15 protein-coding genes are annotated in these 15677 nt (G+C 72.9%); 9 read left to right on the top strand and 6 right to left on the bottom strand.

Features of this window, described 5'->3' with window-relative positions; translation table 11 throughout:
• Nucleotides 1–117 precede the first annotated feature (117 nt).
• Genes Q9S36_RS34950 through Q9S36_RS34925 form a run of 6 tightly spaced genes read left to right on the top strand, consistent with a single transcriptional unit; the run spans nucleotide 118 to nucleotide 5346 of the window.
• The gene (locus Q9S36_RS34950; protein ID WP_311289400.1) at nucleotides 118–1089 is read left to right on the top strand and encodes an ABC transporter ATP-binding protein; all 972 of its coding nucleotides are present in this window, start codon (nucleotides 118–120) and stop codon (nucleotides 1087–1089) included.
• Nucleotides 1082–1957: a hypothetical protein gene (locus Q9S36_RS34945; RefSeq protein WP_311289399.1), complete on the top strand. Its 876-nt coding sequence runs from the start codon at nucleotides 1082–1084 to the stop codon at nucleotides 1955–1957. Before Q9S36_RS34950 ends, Q9S36_RS34945 begins: the two co-directional genes overlap by 8 nt.
• Nucleotides 1954–2865: an ABC transporter ATP-binding protein gene (locus Q9S36_RS34940; protein WP_311289398.1), complete on the top strand. Its 912-nt coding sequence runs from the start codon at nucleotides 1954–1956 to the stop codon at nucleotides 2863–2865. Before Q9S36_RS34945 ends, Q9S36_RS34940 begins: the two co-directional genes overlap by 4 nt.
• Nucleotides 2862–3563 (top strand): ABC transporter permease subunit, encoded by a 702-nt coding sequence (locus tag Q9S36_RS34935; RefSeq protein ID WP_311289397.1) that lies wholly within the window; start codon nucleotides 2862–2864, stop codon nucleotides 3561–3563. Before Q9S36_RS34940 ends, Q9S36_RS34935 begins: the two co-directional genes overlap by 4 nt.
• A gap of 35 nt (nucleotides 3564–3598) precedes the next feature.
• Nucleotides 3599–4720: an ATP-dependent DNA ligase gene (locus tag Q9S36_RS34930; RefSeq protein WP_311289396.1), complete on the top strand. Its 1122-nt coding sequence runs from the start codon at nucleotides 3599–3601 to the stop codon at nucleotides 4718–4720.
• Nucleotides 4717–5346 carry a hypothetical protein gene (locus Q9S36_RS34925; RefSeq protein WP_311289395.1) on the top strand — a complete coding sequence of 210 codons (630 nt, stop codon included), beginning with the start codon at nucleotides 4717–4719 and terminating at the stop codon, nucleotides 5344–5346. Before Q9S36_RS34930 ends, Q9S36_RS34925 begins: the two co-directional genes overlap by 4 nt.
• 110 nt (nucleotides 5347–5456) lie before the next feature.
• On the opposite strand, the gene Q9S36_RS34920 is transcribed toward Q9S36_RS34925, so the two are convergent.
• On the bottom strand, nucleotides 5457–6536 hold the full coding sequence (locus Q9S36_RS34920; protein ID WP_311289394.1) for a hypothetical protein: 1080 nt from the start codon (nucleotides 6534–6536) through the stop codon (nucleotides 5457–5459).
• Between the two features lie 78 nt (nucleotides 6537–6614).
• On the opposite strand from Q9S36_RS34920, the gene Q9S36_RS34915 reads away from it, so the two are divergent.
• A complete protein-coding gene (locus Q9S36_RS34915) occupies nucleotides 6615–9368 on the top strand; it encodes a stealth conserved region 3 domain-containing protein (protein WP_311289393.1) in 2754 nt (917 codons plus the stop codon).
• Between the two features lie 219 nt (nucleotides 9369–9587).
• On the opposite strand, the gene Q9S36_RS34910 is transcribed toward Q9S36_RS34915, so the two are convergent.
• The gene (locus Q9S36_RS34910) at nucleotides 9588–10670 is read right to left on the bottom strand and encodes a DNA polymerase domain-containing protein (protein ID WP_311289392.1); all 1083 of its coding nucleotides are present in this window, start codon (nucleotides 10668–10670) and stop codon (nucleotides 9588–9590) included.
• A 51-nt stretch (nucleotides 10671–10721) separates the two neighbouring features.
• On the opposite strand from Q9S36_RS34910, the gene msrB reads away from it, so the two are divergent.
• Complete coding sequence (gene msrB, locus Q9S36_RS34905; protein WP_311289391.1) at nucleotides 10722–11120, top strand: peptide-methionine (R)-S-oxide reductase MsrB; 399 nt, start codon at nucleotides 10722–10724, stop codon at nucleotides 11118–11120.
• On the opposite strand, the gene Q9S36_RS34900 is transcribed toward msrB, so the two are convergent.
• The gene (locus tag Q9S36_RS34900; RefSeq protein WP_311289390.1) at nucleotides 11104–12276 is read right to left on the bottom strand and encodes a LuxR C-terminal-related transcriptional regulator; all 1173 of its coding nucleotides are present in this window, start codon (nucleotides 12274–12276) and stop codon (nucleotides 11104–11106) included. The two genes, msrB and Q9S36_RS34900, sit on opposite strands and share 17 nt — an antisense overlap.
• A gap of 168 nt (nucleotides 12277–12444) precedes the next feature.
• On the opposite strand from Q9S36_RS34900, the gene Q9S36_RS34895 reads away from it, so the two are divergent.
• Nucleotides 12445–13830: an FAD-binding oxidoreductase gene (locus Q9S36_RS34895; RefSeq protein WP_311289389.1), complete on the top strand. Its 1386-nt coding sequence runs from the start codon at nucleotides 12445–12447 to the stop codon at nucleotides 13828–13830.
• A 34-nt stretch (nucleotides 13831–13864) separates the two neighbouring features.
• Here Q9S36_RS34895 and Q9S36_RS34890 read toward each other — a convergent pair whose 3' ends face one another.
• From Q9S36_RS34890 to Q9S36_RS34880, 3 genes are read right to left on the bottom strand one after another with little or no spacing between them, the layout of a single operon-like run.
• The gene (locus Q9S36_RS34890) at nucleotides 13865–14716 is read right to left on the bottom strand and encodes a hypothetical protein (protein ID WP_311289388.1); all 852 of its coding nucleotides are present in this window, start codon (nucleotides 14714–14716) and stop codon (nucleotides 13865–13867) included.
• A 38-nt stretch (nucleotides 14717–14754) separates the two neighbouring features.
• Nucleotides 14755–15168, bottom strand: a complete 414-nt coding sequence (locus Q9S36_RS34885) for a rhodanese-like domain-containing protein (protein ID WP_396653902.1) — start codon at nucleotides 15166–15168, stop codon at nucleotides 14755–14757.
• Nucleotides 15165–15662 carry a cysteine dioxygenase family protein gene (locus tag Q9S36_RS34880; protein WP_311289386.1) on the bottom strand — a complete coding sequence of 166 codons (498 nt, stop codon included), beginning with the start codon at nucleotides 15660–15662 and terminating at the stop codon, nucleotides 15165–15167. Before Q9S36_RS34880 ends, Q9S36_RS34885 begins: the two co-directional genes overlap by 4 nt.
• Nucleotides 15663–15677 lie beyond the last annotated feature (15 nt).

Genomic DNA, 15677 nt, shown 5'->3' with positions numbered 1-15677 from the left:
GACCGCATCGCAACACGTCCGAGGCCGGGAGAAGGACCGGGATCTTCACGACACCTCCACACCGGTACGGGCGATCCCTGATGCGACCCGGCGCCCCGGGCCGCTAGCGTGGCGGGCGTGACGGGGGAACTCACCGGGCTGCTGCCCACGAACCAGTCGGTCATCTCGACCGCGGGCCTCACCAAGCACTACGGCACCGTGCACGCGCTGACCGACCTCACGGTCGACGTCGGCCCGGGGGTGACCGGCCTGGTCGGCGCCAACGGCGCGGGCAAGTCGACGCTCATCAAGATCCTGCTCGGGCTCCTCGAGCCGACCGGTGGCACCGCCAGCGTGCTCGGCCACGACATCGAGCACGCCAGCCAGGAGATCCGGAGGCTGGTGGGCTACATGCCCGAGCACGACTGCCTGCCGCCTGACGTCAGCGCCAGCGACTTCGTGGTCCACATGGCGCGGATGTCGGGGCTCGGCGCCTCGCCGGCGCGCGAGCGGGCGGCCGACGTGCTGCGGCACGTCGGGCTCGACGAGGAGCGCTACCGGCCGATGGGCGGCTACTCCACGGGCATGAAGCAGCGTGCCAAGCTCGCCCAGGCCCTCGTCCACGACCCGCAGCTGGTCTTCCTCGACGAGCCCACCAACGGACTCGACCCGGCCGCCCGCACCGACATGCTCCGCCTCGTCGCGCGCATCGGCAGCGACTTCGGCATCGCCGTGCTCGTCACCTCCCACCTCCTCGGCGAGCTCGAGCAGGTCAGCGACCACGTCATCGTCCTCGACGGTGGCCACCTGCTGCGCTCCAGCGCCACCACCGACTTCTTGGCGCGCACCGGCAGCCTGCTGGTGGAGGTCGTCGGCACCGAGACCGAGCGCGACCGCCTCGGCGAGGCGCTCGCCCAGCGGGGCCTCTCCTGCCGTCCGCGCGGGTCGATGGTGGCCATCGACCCGCCACCGCCCCAGCTGGCCGAGGCGGGCGTCGTGCAGGACCTGATCCGTGACGTCGCCGCCGAGCTGGGCCTGGGGCTGATGCGCCTCGAGCCCGACCGCGGCCACCTGGAGGACGTCTTCCTCGAGGGAGGTGCCCATGTCTGACCGCTCCGGAGTCATCCACGACCTCGGCTACCGTCGCTACGAGGGGGTGCGCGACGGCACCGGCACCATCGCCCGCACCCTGTACGTCACCGGGCTGCGCCACACGTACGGCCTGGGTCGCTCGGGCAAGTCGAAGATCCTGCCGTTCATCCTGCTGGCGATGGCCACGCTCCCGGCCGCCATCGTGGTGGGCGTGGTGGTGCTGACCGGCCTCGGCGAGCTGCCCGTCAGCTACGCCGACTACACCAACCAGGTCCAGCTCGTCGTGAGCCTCTTCGCGGCAGCCCAGGCACCCGTCCTGTTCTCCCGCGACCTCCGGCACCGCTCGATCGTGCTCTACCTCGCCCGGCCGCTCGCCTCCTCGGTGTTCGCGCTGACCAGGTGGCTGTCGCTGACCACGTCGCTCCTGTTCTTCATGTGGGTCCCGACGTTCCTGCTGTTCGCCGGCGCCCTGCTCGCCGGCCTCGACAAGAGCGACCAGGTCGAGGACCTGCTGAAGGCGGTGGCGCTCCAGATCCTGCTGGCAGCGCTCGTCGCCGGCCTCACCGGCCTGATCTCCTCGGTCTCCCTGCGCCGCGGCTTCGCCGTCGTGGGCTCGGTGGTCGCGCTGATCGTGGTCTCGGGCGTGGTCACCTCCGTCCAGGCCATCGCCAGCGCCCAGGACGCCGACACCATCGGCGTGGCGACCGGCCTGCTCTCGCCGTGGTCGATCTACAGCGGCCTCGCCGACACCTGGCGGGCCGGGGTCGTCACGTTCACGCCGCCGGGCAGCGCCTGGGCACTGGCGTACGTCCTCGTCGCGGTGGTGCTGACCGCGCTGTGCGTGCTCGGGCTGGTGGCCCGCTTCCGGAAGGTGGGTTCGCGATGAGCACCCTGGTCCTCGACTCGGCCTCGCGCTGGTTCGGCAACGTGGTCGCCGTCAACGACGTGTCGCTGTCGATCGGCCCCGGCGTCACCGGCCTCCTCGGCCCGAACGGCGCCGGCAAGACCACGCTGATGGCGATGATGTCGGGCTTCCTCGCGCCATCAGCCGGCCACGTCACCCTCGACGGCCAGCCGGTGTGGCGCAACACCGACATCTACCGGCAGATCGGCCTGGTCCCCGAGCGCGAGCTCAGCTTCGGCTACCTCACCGGGCGGCAGTTCGTCCGCGCGAACGCCGACCTCCACCGCCTCCCCGACGCAGCCGCCGCCACCGAGCGGATCCTCGAGGAGGTCGACATGGTCGAGCCGGCCGGGCGCCGGCTCGACACCTACTCCAAGGGCATGCGCCAGCGCATCAAGATCGCCGCAGCGCTGGTGCACGACCCGGCGGTGCTGCTGCTCGACGAGCCCTTCAACGGGGTCGACCCGCGCCAGCGGATGCACCTGATGGACCTGCTGCGCCGCCTCGGCGACGAGGGCCGCACGGTGCTCTTCAGCTCGCACATCCTCGAGGAGGTCGAGCGGCTGGCGCGCCACATCGAGGTGGTCGTCTCCGGCCGCCACGCGGCGTCCGGCGACTTCGGCGCCATCCGCCGGCTGATGACCGACCGCCCGGTGCAGTACGCCGTGCAGTCCAGCGACAACCGCACGCTGGCCGCGGTGCTCATCGCCCAGCCGGCGGTCCGCGCGGTGAGCCTGCGCACCGACCAGCTCGACGTCCAGGTCGACGACCTGGGCAGCTTCGCCGTCGGCCTCCCCGGCTGGGCGAGGCAGCACGACGTGACCCTGTTCGAGCTCTCCCCCAGCGACGAGTCGCTGGAGAGCGTCTTCGCCTACCTGGTGGCCCGATGATCAACGCAACCATCGCCCGGCTCGCCCTGCAGGCGCTCCTGGGCCGACGCCGCTTCTTCCTGCTCCTGGCCTTCCCCGTCCTGCTGATCGCGCTGGTCGCCCTGATCACCGCGCTCACCGACGGCGACGCGGCCTTCGACATCGTGCCCGGTCTGGGCTACCCGCTCGTGCTGCCGCTCGTCGCGATCCTCGCGGCGTCGTCGGTGCTCGGCCCCGAGGTGGACGACGGCTCGATCGTCTACCTCCTCTCCAAGCCCGTCAGCCGCTACGGCGTGGCGATCAGCAAGTGGCTGGTGGCGCTCGCGGCGACGCTGGTGTCCGGCTCGGTGGCGATCCTCATCGCCTCGCTGATCACCGGCGACACCACCCGGGCGGTGGCGATGTTCGTCGGCGCCATGGTCGCGGGGACGGCGTACTCCGCGCTGTTCCTGGCCATCTCGTCGGTGACCCGCCACGCCGTCATCGCCTCGCTGATGTTCGTGCTGATCTGGGAGAGCCTGCTGGGCAACCTGTTCACCGGCGTCGCATGGCTGAGCATCGGGCAGTGGGGCCTCCGGGTGGGCCACGAGGTCTCCAGCAAGCTGCCCGACCCCGCCAACCTGACGTGGGCGATCCTGGCCAGCATCGTGGTGACGGTGGGCGGCGTCTGGTTCGCCGGCGACCGGCTGCGCTCGTTCTCCCTGCGCGGCGAGGACTGACCGCCCGACGACGGATTCCGCACTAGGCTCGACCTGTGGACCTTCCCGTGATGCCGCCCGTCCAGCCCATGCTGGCCAAGAGCGTGAGCGGCGTGCCGGTCCCGACCAGGCACGGGGGGCTGAGCTTCGAGCCCAAGTGGGACGGCTTCCGCTGCCTGGTCTTCAAGGACGGCGACGAGGTCGAGCTCGCGAGCCGCAACACCAAGCCGCTGACCCGCTACTTCCCGGAGGTCGTCGACGCCTGCCGCCGCCAGCTGCCCGACCGCGTCGTGCTCGACGGCGAGATCTTCGTCGGGCTCCAGGGGCCCGAGGGCTGGCGGCTCGAGTTCGAGACGCTGCAGGAGCGGATCCACCCGGCGGCGAGCCGTGTGGACAAGCTCGCGGTCGAGACGCCGGCCGGGTTCGTCGCCTTCGACCTCCTCGCCCTCGGCGACGAGTCCTTCATGGACCGGCCGTTCTCCGAGCGCCGCGCTGCCCTGGTCGAGGCGCTGGCCGGGCTCGACGGCTCCGGGCCGTGCTTCCTGACCCGCACCACCGAGGACCCGGCCGAGGCCGAGCGGTGGTTCGAGGAGTTCGAGGGCGCCGGCCTCGACGGCGTCGTCGCCAAGCCGCTGGGGGCGGCGTACGAGCCCAACAAGCGCACCATGCTCAAGATCAAGCACGAGCGCACCGCCGACGTCGTCCTCGCCGGCTACCGCGAGCACAAGACGTCGACGCCGGAGGAGCCGCTGGTCGGCTCCCTCCTGCTCGGCCTGTACGACGACGACGGCGAGCTCCAGCACATCGGCGTCTCGGCCAGCTTCACGGCGAAGCGACGCGCGGAGCTCTGGCACGAGCTGCAGCCGCTGGTCTGCGACATCGCCGACCACCCCTGGGGCCGGTGGAACGAGTTCCTCACCGCCAACCCCGACCGCGTCCCCGGCACCCAGAGCCGGTGGAGCCAGGGCAAGGACCTCGGCTTCACCGCGCTGCGACCCGAACGGGTGCTGGAGGTGAAGTACGACCACATGGAAGGTCGACGGTTCCGGCACACCGCGCACTTCAGGCGGTGGCGCACCGACCGCGATCCCGAGAGCTGCGGGTACGCCCAGCTGGACGAGCCCGCAGGCTACGACCTCACTAGAATCCTGAGCACCGACACCGGAGGCGAGTCATGAGCGACGACGGCACCACCCACACGGGGACCAGCCACACGGGGACCAGCCACACGGGGACCAGCCACGACGGGACCATCCACGACGGGCAGGGCACCTACGACGTGGTGCTGCTCGTCGAGCAGGCGCTCTCCTCGGCCGACGCCAAGCAGGTGCGCTCGCTCCACGACGAGATCGAGGACCCGGTCGTCTACCACGTGCTGCTCCCCCTCGAGGATGCCGCGGCTCGCATCGAGGCCTCCCTCGGCACCCTCGGCGCCGGCGACCTCATGGCCGCCCCCGCGCTGGCGATGAACGACGTCGACATCGAGGCGCTGCGCCGGGAGTGCGCGGAGAACTCCTCCGCGGAGCTCGAGCAGACGCTCGTCGCGCTCAAGAACGCCGGCGGCACCTGCCACGGCAAGGTCACCTCCGAGCCGCCGGTCGACGCGCTGGCCGCGATGGTCGCCGCCGTCGACGCGCGCGAGGCGATCATCCTCACCCGTCCCCACGTCGTCGCGGAGTTCTTCCACGTCGACTGGACCTCGCGCGCGCGCCGCAAGCTCGGCGTGCCCGTGCTCCACCTGATCGAGCACGAGAACTTCGACGAGCAGGCCTCCGGGTCCGGCGAGGGCGTCACCGGCCTCTAGACGGTCCCTGGGGTTGTCAGGCTCTCGCTGAACTTGTCAGGCCGTGCACGGGCCGACAAGTTCAGCGATCCCCGGTCAGCCGGGGATCACGAAAACGGCGCAGTCGACGTTCAGCCGCGCGGGCGGCGCACCCGGCGTACGACGGCGCGCCCGAGGATGGAGGCCGCCTCGCGCCCCCCGACGGTCTGCGGCCGGCCGGCCCGGCGCGCCTGGTCGAGCTCGCGGCGCAGCTGCTGGACCGTCGCGCGCTGGGTGTCGCGCGCCTCGCGGGCGGCGAGGGTCGACTCGGCCTTGGTGTGGTCGAAGGTGAGCGCCACGGCGTCGGCGTAGCGGGCGTCGTACTCGGCGTGGATGACGTCGAGGCGCGCCTGTGTCCCCTCGTCGGCGGGCGAGGTGGTCAGCACGCCGAGGAGCTGCCAGACCTCCTCGGCCATGTCGCGCAACCAGACCGGGGTGCGGACGTCGTCCCACGTGAGCTGGGACTTGCGCATCGAGGGCTCGATGAAGTCGTCGACCGCGTGGTGCTCGGTGGACGAGAGGTCGGTGTCGAGGTGGAGCTCGAGCTGCTGCTGGACCGGCGTCAGCGCGGCGCGCCAGTCGGCGAGCAGGTCGACGTACTTCACGAACGCGCGCTTGTGGCCGCGACCCGCCTGCTCGGTGAGGAGCGCGGCGTGGACCCAGCCGGCGACGTTGGAGGTCTCCTTGGTCAGCCGGAGCTCGTCGGACTGGCTGGAGAGGTAGGCGATGTCGCGCGAGCCGACCACCTCGGCCGGGTGCCGCAGCGCGGTCAGCCAGCGCAGGTCGGCGCCGACGTCGCGGCTCGCGTCCTCCCACGCCCGGGCGAACCAGAAGGCGTGCGGGTCCTTCACGACGACCTGGTCGGCCGCGAGCTGGCCCGCGAGCCAGTCGCGCAGCTCGGCGGTGGGCTCGCCCGACGCGAGGTAGTCGGCGACCAGGCCCACCGCGGCGGGGCGGCTGTCGATGTTGAACAGCGCGAGCTCGCGGAGGTGGCGCTTGTGGAAGTCGATCACCCACTGGGGCTCGTAGAAGCCGCGCGGGTTGGTCTCGGACGCCTCGACCTCGGGCTGGGGCACGTGCAGGCCGAGCCGCTTGAGCGTGCCCGCCAGCGAGCTGGTGCCACTGCGGCCGGACCCGGAGACGAGGACCAGCGGGGTGGGGGACGTCGGCATGCGGGTCACCCTATCGGCCGCCGGCCCACCTCCTAGGATCATGGCGACCGCACCCGACGAGGACAGGACACCGGACACGTGGCACTCTCCGACCGCCTGGGCGCGAAGGTGCGAACGGCAGTACGCCGCGTGCGCCGCGACGGCCCGCTCGACGTCGTCTACGTGCTGTTCAACGCCGACGGCATGGGCGGCACCGCCCGCTCCGGCATCGCGCAGGCCAACGCCCTGGCCGGCCTCGGCGAGGGTCACCGGGTGCGCATCCTCAGCGTCACCCGCAGCGGCGCGTCGACCCACTACCCGCTGGCCGAGGGGGTCGAGGTCACCTACCTCGTCGACGTACGAGGAGGGCGCGCGAGCGCGGTCGACGGCCGCCACCCGGCCGAGCTGGCCGAGCGCGAGTCGGTGATCGTGCCCCGCTCCTGGGACGCGACCTTCAACGCGCTGACCGACGCCACGCTGCGCCAGGCGCTTCCCGCGCTGGACGCCGACGTGCTGGTGACCACGACGCCCGAGCTGCTCGCGGTGGTCGCCCAGCTCGCGCCCGCCGACGTCGCGCTGGTGCACCAGGAGCACCGCGCCTCGTCCAGCCGGGTCAACGACCTCGGCGCCCTGCTCGAGTTCGCCCCGCGCGCCGACGTCGTGGTCTCGCTGACCGAGTCGATGTCGCGCTGGCTGGCCGGCCGGCTCGGCGGCGCCGCACCCGAGCTGCTCGTCATCCCCAACCCGCTGCCGGCCGAGCCGCAGCCGCGGTCCGCGCTCGACCAGCGGACCTTCGTCACCGCCGGGCGACTTGCGCCGGAGAAGCAGTTCGAGCACCTCGTCGACGCGTTCTGGCGCATCCACGAGGACATCCCGGGCTGGACGCTGCGGATCTGGGGCGACGGGCCCCGTGCCGACAACCTCGCCGCGCAGGTCCGCAAGCTCGGTCTCGAGGGCCGCGTCGAGCTGCCCGGCACCACCGACGACATGACCGCCGAGTGGTCCCGCGCCAGCGTCGCCGTGCTCGCCTCGCGGGCCGAGGGCTACCCGCTCGTGCTGCAGGAGGCGATGTCGGCCGGCGTCCCGCCGGTGTCGTACGACTGCCCCTCCGGGCCGCGCGAGATCATCACCCACGACGTCGACGGCCTGCTCGTGCCGCCGGCGTCCAAGGCGGCGCTGGCCGCCGCGATGCTGCGCGTCGCCACCGACGACGACCTCCGCACCCGTCTCGGCGCCGCTGCACTGGAGCGGTCGGCGCGCTGGGACGGCGCGACGCTGGCCCGGCAGTGGGTCGACGTCTTCCGCGGCGCCATGGCCCGGCGGGCCGACCCGCTCGCGCCGCGGCGCGTCCTGCACGGCCTGCGGCCCGGACCGATCGGCGACCTGCCCGAGACCACCGGCGCCCGCGGCGTCACCCCCGCCCAGGCACGTACGACGGCCCTGCAGGCGCTCACCTCCGCTGCCGCGGCGACCGGGGACGGCTGGTTCGTGGTGCCCGCGCGCGGCCTCGACCCGCACCCGTTCGTCGTCGTCCCGTCCTCGCGGCGGGCGGACTTCCTCGCGGCGCTCGACGCCGGCCGCGTGCCGGACTGGCTGTCGGTGCGCGAGCCGGCCGAGCGTGGCTGGCCCGAGCGGCGCGGGACCGTCGCGGCGATGACGTCCGAGCTCGCCCGCAACCGCACCGCGACGCTGTTCCTCGAGCCGTGGCCGATGCGCGGCGGCCACGACGGCGTGCTCGGCGAGGGCGTCGAGGTGGGCGTGCAGTTCTGGGAGGAGTCGCCGGAGGGCGAGCTGTTCGCGCCGAGCCTGAACCGCTTCGGCGACCGCGTCCCGGCCGGCACCCCGCGGACCACGATCGAGGTCGAGGGCGTGTCGGTGCCCACCCTCGAGACGATGGCGCTGCCGACGGTCGACGACTGCCGCTTCGACGTCGACGTCGTCTACACCTGGGTCGACGGGGACGACGAGGCCTGGCTGGCCGCGCGCGACGAGCGGATCGTGCAGCTCGGCGGCACGCCCAGCGCCCGTGCGGGCGGCGCCCAGCGCTACCGCAGCCGCGACGAGCTGCGCTACTCGATGCGCAGCCTGCACCTGTTCGCGCCGTGGGTGCGCCGGATCCACCTCGTCACCGCCGGCCAGGTGCCGTCCTGGCTGGACACCTCGCACGACCGGGTCCGGGTCGTCGACCACCGCGAGATCCTCCCCGAGGCGGCGCTGCCGACCTTCAGCTCGCACGCGATCGAGACCCGCCTCCACGCCGTGCCCGACCTCGCCGACCACTTCGTCTACGTCAACGACGACGTCTTCCTGGGCCGGCCCCGGCGACCCGAGCACTTCTTCTCACCCGGCGGCCAGTACGCCGCCTTCGTCGCCGACCACCGCGCGGTCGGCCTGCCCGGCACCGACGACCGCCCCTACCTCACCGCCGCCCTCAACAACCGCCGGATCCTCGCCGAGGCGTTCGGCGTGAACCTCACCCAGACGATGATGCACAGCCCGCACCCGCAGCGGCGTACGACGCTGGAGGAGATCGCGGCCCGCTTCCCCGCAGAGGTCGAGGCCACCACGCTCGCGCCGTTCCGCTCGGCGAGCGACGTGTCGATGCTGTCGTCCTTCGCCCAGAACTACGGGCTCATCACCGGCCGGGCCTTCCGCGCGACCGCCCACCACGGCTACGTCGACCTCGGCCACCAGCAGCTGCCCGTCCAGCTCAAGCAGATGAGCCACCGCACCCGCGACTTCTTCTGCATCGCCGACAACATGCTCGCCGCCTTCGACGAGGAGCGCGCCGACACGCTGCTCCACGAGTTCCTCGAGGACTACTTCCCGATCCCCGCCCCCTGGGAGAAGTAGCCCTCCAGCCGGTGACGGTTCACCAAGGGATGTCGATGAAACCGCACTTCCCGGCGTGAACTGACTGTGGGAAGTGCCCATTCACGTACATACCTTGATGAAACGTCACGCGAGACGGTCGCTGGTTGAGGTGCGAGGAGCGCCAGCGACGAGCCTCGAAACCCGCGACCACCATGGTTTCGAGGCTCGCTCCGCTCGCACCTCAACCACCGATGCAGCTCAGTCGGCGATGCGGTTCCCCTCGGCGTCCCAGTGGGACTCGACCTTCTTGGACGGCTGGACTCGGGGCGGCTCGCCCGGCATCTTGGGATGGTCCGGCGGGAAGTTGAGCTCCACCGGGTGCTCCTCCCACAGGGCGAGCGGCACCTCGAGGCTGCCGTGCACGTCGTCGATCGCGGCCCACGGGTCGCCGTCGGCGGCCAGGCGCTCGGGCACGGTGAACAGGTTGAAGGCCGCGGGCGAGTCGAGGCTCGCCAGCTCGTCCCACGTCACCGGGGTCGACACCGGCGCACCGGCGATCGGGCGCAGGGAGTACGCCGACGCGATGGTGCGGTCGCGCGTGTTCTGGTTGAAGTCGACGAAGATGCGCTCCCCGCGCTCCTCCTTCCACCACGCGGTGGTCACGCCGTCGTCGCGCTTCTCCAGCTCACGGCCGATGGCGATGGCCGCGTGCCGGACCGCCGCGAAGTCCCATTCGGGCCGGATCCGCACGTAGATGTGCACCCCGCGGTTGCCCGAGGTCTTCACGAAGGGGACCAGCCCCATCTCGTCGAGCACCTCGCGCGCGACCCCGGCGACCCGCACGGCGTCCGCGAACGTCGTACCGGGCTGGGGGTCGAGGTCGATCCGCAGCTCGTCGGGGTGGTCGACGTCGGCACGCCGGACCGGCCACGGGTGGAAGGTGAGCGTGCCCATGTGCGCGCACCACACCGGGACGGCGATCTCGGTCGGGCAGATCTCGTCGGCGGTGCGACCGGACGGGAAGGTGATCGTCGCGGTCTCGAGGTAGTCGGGAGCACCCTTCGGCACGCGCTTCTGGTAGAACGCGTCGGCGTTGCGGTCCTGCGGGCCGGTGGCCAGCTTCATGCCCTCGCGCACGCCGGAGGTCCAGCGCTCGAGGGCGGTCGGCCGGTCGCGCAGCGCGCGCATCAGCCCGTCCTCGACGCTCGCGAAGTACTCCGCGACCATCAGCTTGGTGACCTCGGGCGTCGTGTCCGTCGCCTCGTAGATGACCCGCTCGGGGGACGAGATCCTGACCTCGCGCTCCCCCGCCCGGACGTACGCCTCCGACGCCTTCGCCATTCCCCCAACCTAGCGGCCGAGCCCGCTGGAGCGCCTCCGTAAACTGGGGGCATGGCCTACGACGTGCAGAAGACCGACGAGGAGTGGCGCGAGCAGCTCAGCCCCGAGGAGTACGCCGTGCTCCGGCAGGCCGGCACGGAGCGCGCCTTCACCGGCGAGTACACCGACACCGAGACCGAGGGCACCTACTCGTGCAAGGCCTGCGGGTCGGAGCTGTTCACCAGCGACACCAAGTTCCACTCCGGCTGCGGCTGGCCGAGCTTCTACCAGCCGATGACCGACACGGTGGAGTACATCGAGGACAACTCCCACGGCATGAAGCGCGTCGAGGTCCGGTGCGCGACGTGCGGCTCGCACCTCGGCCACGTCTTCCCCGACGGCTTCGGCACCCCCACCGGCGACCGCTACTGCATCAACTCGATCAGCATCACGCTCAACGAGAAGAAGTGAGCTCGGCCCGGGGCTCGGGCACGGCCGGCGCGCCGGGCGTGAACCAGCCCGACGGGCTGAGCTCGCCGCCCATCCGCGGGACGTACTGCTCGAAGTAGACCCGGGAGATCAGCTCGCGCCGGCTGCGCACGTCGGCCTTGAGGAACACCGTCTTGAGGTGGTCCTGCACGGTCCACGGCGACACGTGCAGGCTGGCTGCGATCTCCTTCGTGTCGAGCCCCTGCAGCACGAGCTGGGTCACGTCGCGCTCGCGCGGCGTGAGGTCGAACGCCGCGACGACCATCGGCACGATCTCCGGCGGTCGCGCCTCCTCGACGGTCACGACCACGTCGCCACCAGCACCCGACAGCGGAGCGGCGTGCAGCACCAGCCAGGTGCCACCGGTGGTGCGGATCCGCGAGCGCGGCTGCACCGAGGTCTCGCCACGGGCGAGCCTCCGGGCGGCGCCGACGAGCGCGGACACCATCCCTGCCGGGTCGCCGTGGACGTCGCCCGACCCGAGCTCGGCCAGCCGGGCCTCGGCCCCCAGGCTCATCTGGCGCACGGTGTCGTCGGCGCCCACGATGAGCACGGCCGGCCCGCCGGCCACCGGGACGACCTCGGTCGCGGAGAGCCGGCACAGCATGCCGGTGCGCACGCCCCGCGCGAACACCTCGGTCAGCGAGGCCATGAACTCGATCTCGGCGGTGCCGAAGGGCACGTCGTCCGGACCGCGGAACAGCGCCATCGCGCCCCACGCGGCGCCCGCCTCGCGGAAGACGAGGCGGAGCTCGTCGGCGAAGCCGAAGTTGGGCTTCATGAAGCGGCTCATCCGGCCGGACCGCTCGACGTCGCCGCCGGTGACGGCGTGCACCCCCGCCGCCGGGACCGCGGCGCGGGCCAGCTCGCCGAACGCGGTGGGCTCCACGGTGCCGTACTCGATGAGGCCGAACTCGTGGTCGTAGGTGTTGGTGTCGGCCAGCGCGCCGTACTTGCGGGCGCTGGTGAGCAGGAAGGTCGCCGGGTCGTGCGTGCCCAGGCACACCCCGACCGACGGGACCGCACGGCCGACCGAGTCGACGGCCTCGGCGAGGAAGGTCTCGAGGTCGAGCCCGGCACGCGAGAGCACGTCGACGTCGCGGCGTACGCGCTCGGCGAGCACAGCAGTGGCAGGCATGCACACGAGTGTCGGGGACGCGGCCCGTCGGGCGCACTCCCATATCTCTGGGAAGTCCAGTGGTCCAGATCAGTGGGTCGCGAAGTCCCCTGCCGACTGGGATCGCACCGGGTGGGCCGGCGGCCCCACGCTCGTCGGGTCAGCACCACCCGATCGAAGAAGGACCAGATGAACAGCATCGACCTGAGCACCCACACCGGCCGCGCCGACAGCCTGCGCGGCCTCTGCGGGGGCGCCGTCCACCTGCCCGGCGACCCGGGGTACGACGCGGCCCGCACGCCCTGGAACGTCGCCGCCGACCTCCACCCGGCCGCCGTGGCCGTCCCCCGGGACGCCTCCGACGTGGCCGACGTGATGCACGCTGCGCTCGACGCCGGGTTGCGGGTCGCTCCGATGAGCACCGGCCACGGCGCCGCACTGCTCACCACGGACGACCTCGCGGACGTCGTCGTGGTCCGGATGTCCGGACTGACCGGCGTCACCGTCGACCCCGCCTCCCGTACCGCGCGCGTCGAGGGCGGCACCCTGTGGCAGGACGTCGTCGAGGCGGCCGCCGCGCACGGCCTGGCCGCGCTGCACGGCAGCTCCCCCGACGTCGCCGTCGCCGGCTACTGCCTGGGCGGCGGAATCGGCTGGTACGCCCGCAAGCACGGCTTCGCCGCCGACGGCGTCGTGGCCGTGGAGCTGGTGACGCCCAACGGCGAGCTGCTGCGCGCCGACGCCGACCACCACGCCGACCTGTTCTGGGCGCTGCGCGGCGGCGGGGGCAACTTCGGCGTCGTCACGGCCCTGGAGATCCGCCTGCTGCCGTACGCCGACGCCTACGCCGGCATGCTGCTGTGGGATCGCGCCGCTGCCCCTGAGGTGCTGCGCGCGTGGGCGTCGTGGACGAAGGACGCACCGGACGAGGTCACCACCGCGTTCCGCGTGCTGTCCTTCCCGCCGCTGCCCGAGCTGCCGCCGTTCCTCAGCGGGCGGCAGCTGGTCGTGATCGACGGTGCCGTCCTGGCCGACGACGCGACCGCGGAGGAGCTCCTCGCGCCGCTGCGTGCCCTGGGCCCGGAGATGGACACCTTCGGGCGCGTGCCGGTCACCGCCGTCACCCGCATCCACATGGACCCCGAGGGCGCGGCACCGGCTGCCGCCGACCACACCCTGCTCGCCGAGCTCCCGGAGGAGGCGATCGAGGCCTTCCTCGCCCAGGTCGGGCCGGGGACGAGCACGTCGCTCCTCGGGGCCGAGCTCCGCCAGCTCGGCGGCGCACTGGCACGGCGTACCCACGGCGGTGGCGCCATCGGCGCGGTCGACGCCGGGTTCGCCGCGTTCCTCGTGGGCATCGCACCCGACCCGGAGGCGGTCGCCGCGGTCAAGGCCGACGCCGCCCGGGTGCTCGCCGCCCTCGAGCCGTGGTCCGCGCGGCGCGAGCTGCCCACCTTCGCGGAGCGCGCGGACAGCGCCCGGCACTGCTACTCCGACGCGGACTGGGAGCGGCTGCGCACGCTGCGCGCCCAGGTCGACCCCGGTGGTCGGATGCGGGCCGGCCACGTCATCTGACGCCCGGCACGCCCTGGGCCCGGGGGTAGGCGCGTCAGGACGCGGGGACGAGCGCCGAGGTGACCCGGACCAGTCCGTCCCCGAAGGTCGCGTCGGCCCAGTCCTGGATCGACCCGTCGTCGAAGACGACGCGGGCGTCGAGCGCGTCGGGGGTGGTGGAGCCACTGGTGAGCAGCTGGTCGCCCAGCGCGGTCTGCAGCTCCTGGTTGATCGCGTTGAGGTCGGCGTCGGTCTTCTCGACCGTCGTCACGCACAGGCCGCCGTCCCAGGTCTCGCGCAGCGTCGCCTCGGCGCCGTCGGCGTCCTGGGTGACGGCGACGTTGATGGTGTCACCGGTCAGCCACACCGAGGCGTAGCCGGGCAGCGCCGACGCGGCTGCCAGGGTGGCGTCCATGTCCTCCGGCGAGGTCTTGCCGCCCCCGGACCCGCCCGGTGCGGAGCAGGCCGCCTCCAGCCCGTCGACCGGCTCCTCGGCCATCGGGTCGTACAGCGCGGCGGGGGTCGAGTCGGTGACGGTGAAGGTGGTGCCGTCGAAGGTGCCGACGAGGGCGTAGGAGCCCCACGTGACACCGGAGGCGCTCTCGGCGCCGACGTCGCCGAAGTCGAAGCCGTCCAGCGCGGGCCCGCCGCACTGGGGCGGGTACGACTCCGCGACCGCGCCCAAGCACATCTCGGGACCGGAGCCGTCGTCGAGCACGGTCACCAGCCCGTGCGTGGTGACGGGGCCGTCCGGCACCGGAGCAGGTGCCTCGTCGGCCGGCGCGGTCGTGGCGGTCGAGGGCCCGCCGCCCGCGGCGGGGTCGACGGCGCGCATCTCCCCCTCGGTCGAGCAGGCGGCGAGCGAGACCGCAGTGGCGAGGGCCAGCGTCAGCAGAGGTGTCCTCATGCCTGTGGGACGTTACCGCCCGGGCACGGGTTCCGCGGTCACGCGACGCGGCACGCCACCGGGAGGAACGCCGCGCGCCAGGCCGCGAACCCGCCGACGACGTCGGTGGCGTCCAGCCCGAGACTGCGCAGGGAGTCCGCGGCCAGGCTGGAGGTGTAGCCCTCCTGGCAGAGCACCAGCACCCGCGCGTCGTACGACGCCTCGGGCAGGCGCGCGTCCGAGCGCGGGTCCAGCCGCCACTCGAGCACGTTGCGCTCGATGACCAGCGGCCCCACGGCCGGGTGGACCTCGCCCTCCGCGGCACGCTGGGCGGCCGGGCGGATGTCGACCAGGAGGGCCCCCGCCAGCGTCTCGCGGTAGGCGGTCTCGGCGTCCACCCGCACCAGGCGGGAGCGGGCGTCGTCGAGCATCGCGTCGACGCCGGCGTACCGGCTGCCGGTCACGGCGGTCACCACAGCTCCCCGCGCTGCTCGACGCCGGTCACCTGCAGGCGACCACGCACCAACTCGTAGCGGGTCATGGCCGCGAGCGAGGGGGCGTAGGCGTGGAGCGACACGGCCGTGCCGCTCCCGTGGTTGACCACGTCGTGGATGTGGTTGCCCTCGAACTGCCGCAGCTGGCCCGTTGCGAGCGAGCGGGCGGTGGCGACGCCGGCCCAGGTGTACTCGGTGAGGGTGCCCCGCAGCACGGTGAAGGCGCCGCTGGCGGACCCGTGGTCGTGCCAGCCGGTGCTGCTGCCGACCGGCCACGTGATCAGCCACAGCTCGGCGCCCGGGCCGTCCTCGGTCCGAGTCCCGAGGCGCACCCAGGTCCGCTCGGGGATGGTCAGGTCGACACGCGCAAGCAGGTCGTCCTCGAGCAGGCGAGCCGCGAGGGCGTCGCGCGCGTCGAAGGAGGTGGGGCGCGACGGCGCCGTCGACGAGGGAGTGGGGAAGGTGGCGGTCATGGCATGACTCCTCGC

This window comes from Microbacterium sp. ARD31, from assembly GCF_031844425.1.
Note: the sequence above shows the minus strand (reverse complement) of the source record. Positions and strands in the feature narration are given on the sequence as shown.

Excerpts from the sequence above, each read along its gene's own strand:
- Q9S36_RS34910 (WP_311289392.1), bottom strand. The coding sequence starts at position 10,670 with ATGGCGAAGGCGTCGGAGGCGTACGTCCGGGCGGGGGAGCGCGAGGTC.
- Q9S36_RS34920 (WP_311289394.1), bottom strand. The coding sequence starts at position 6,536 with ATGCCGACGTCCCCCACCCCGCTGGTCCTCGTCTCCGGGTCCGGCCGC.
- Q9S36_RS34895 (WP_311289389.1), top strand. The coding sequence starts at position 12,445 with ATGAACAGCATCGACCTGAGCACCCACACCGGCCGCGCCGACAGCCTG.
- Q9S36_RS34940 (WP_311289398.1), top strand. The coding sequence starts at position 1,954 with ATGAGCACCCTGGTCCTCGACTCGGCCTCGCGCTGGTTCGGCAACGTG.
- Q9S36_RS34890 (WP_311289388.1), bottom strand. The coding sequence starts at position 14,716 with ATGAGGACACCTCTGCTGACGCTGGCCCTCGCCACTGCGGTCTCGCTC.
- Q9S36_RS34880 (WP_311289386.1), bottom strand. The coding sequence starts at position 15,662 with ATGACCGCCACCTTCCCCACTCCCTCGTCGACGGCGCCGTCGCGCCCC.
- Q9S36_RS34945 (WP_311289399.1), top strand. The coding sequence starts at position 1,082 with ATGTCTGACCGCTCCGGAGTCATCCACGACCTCGGCTACCGTCGCTAC.
- msrB (WP_311289391.1), top strand. The coding sequence starts at position 10,722 with ATGGCCTACGACGTGCAGAAGACCGACGAGGAGTGGCGCGAGCAGCTC.
- Q9S36_RS34900 (WP_311289390.1), bottom strand. The coding sequence starts at position 12,276 with ATGCCTGCCACTGCTGTGCTCGCCGAGCGCGTACGCCGCGACGTCGAC.
- Q9S36_RS34925 (WP_311289395.1), top strand. The coding sequence starts at position 4,717 with ATGAGCGACGACGGCACCACCCACACGGGGACCAGCCACACGGGGACC.
- Q9S36_RS34935 (WP_311289397.1), top strand. The coding sequence starts at position 2,862 with ATGATCAACGCAACCATCGCCCGGCTCGCCCTGCAGGCGCTCCTGGGC.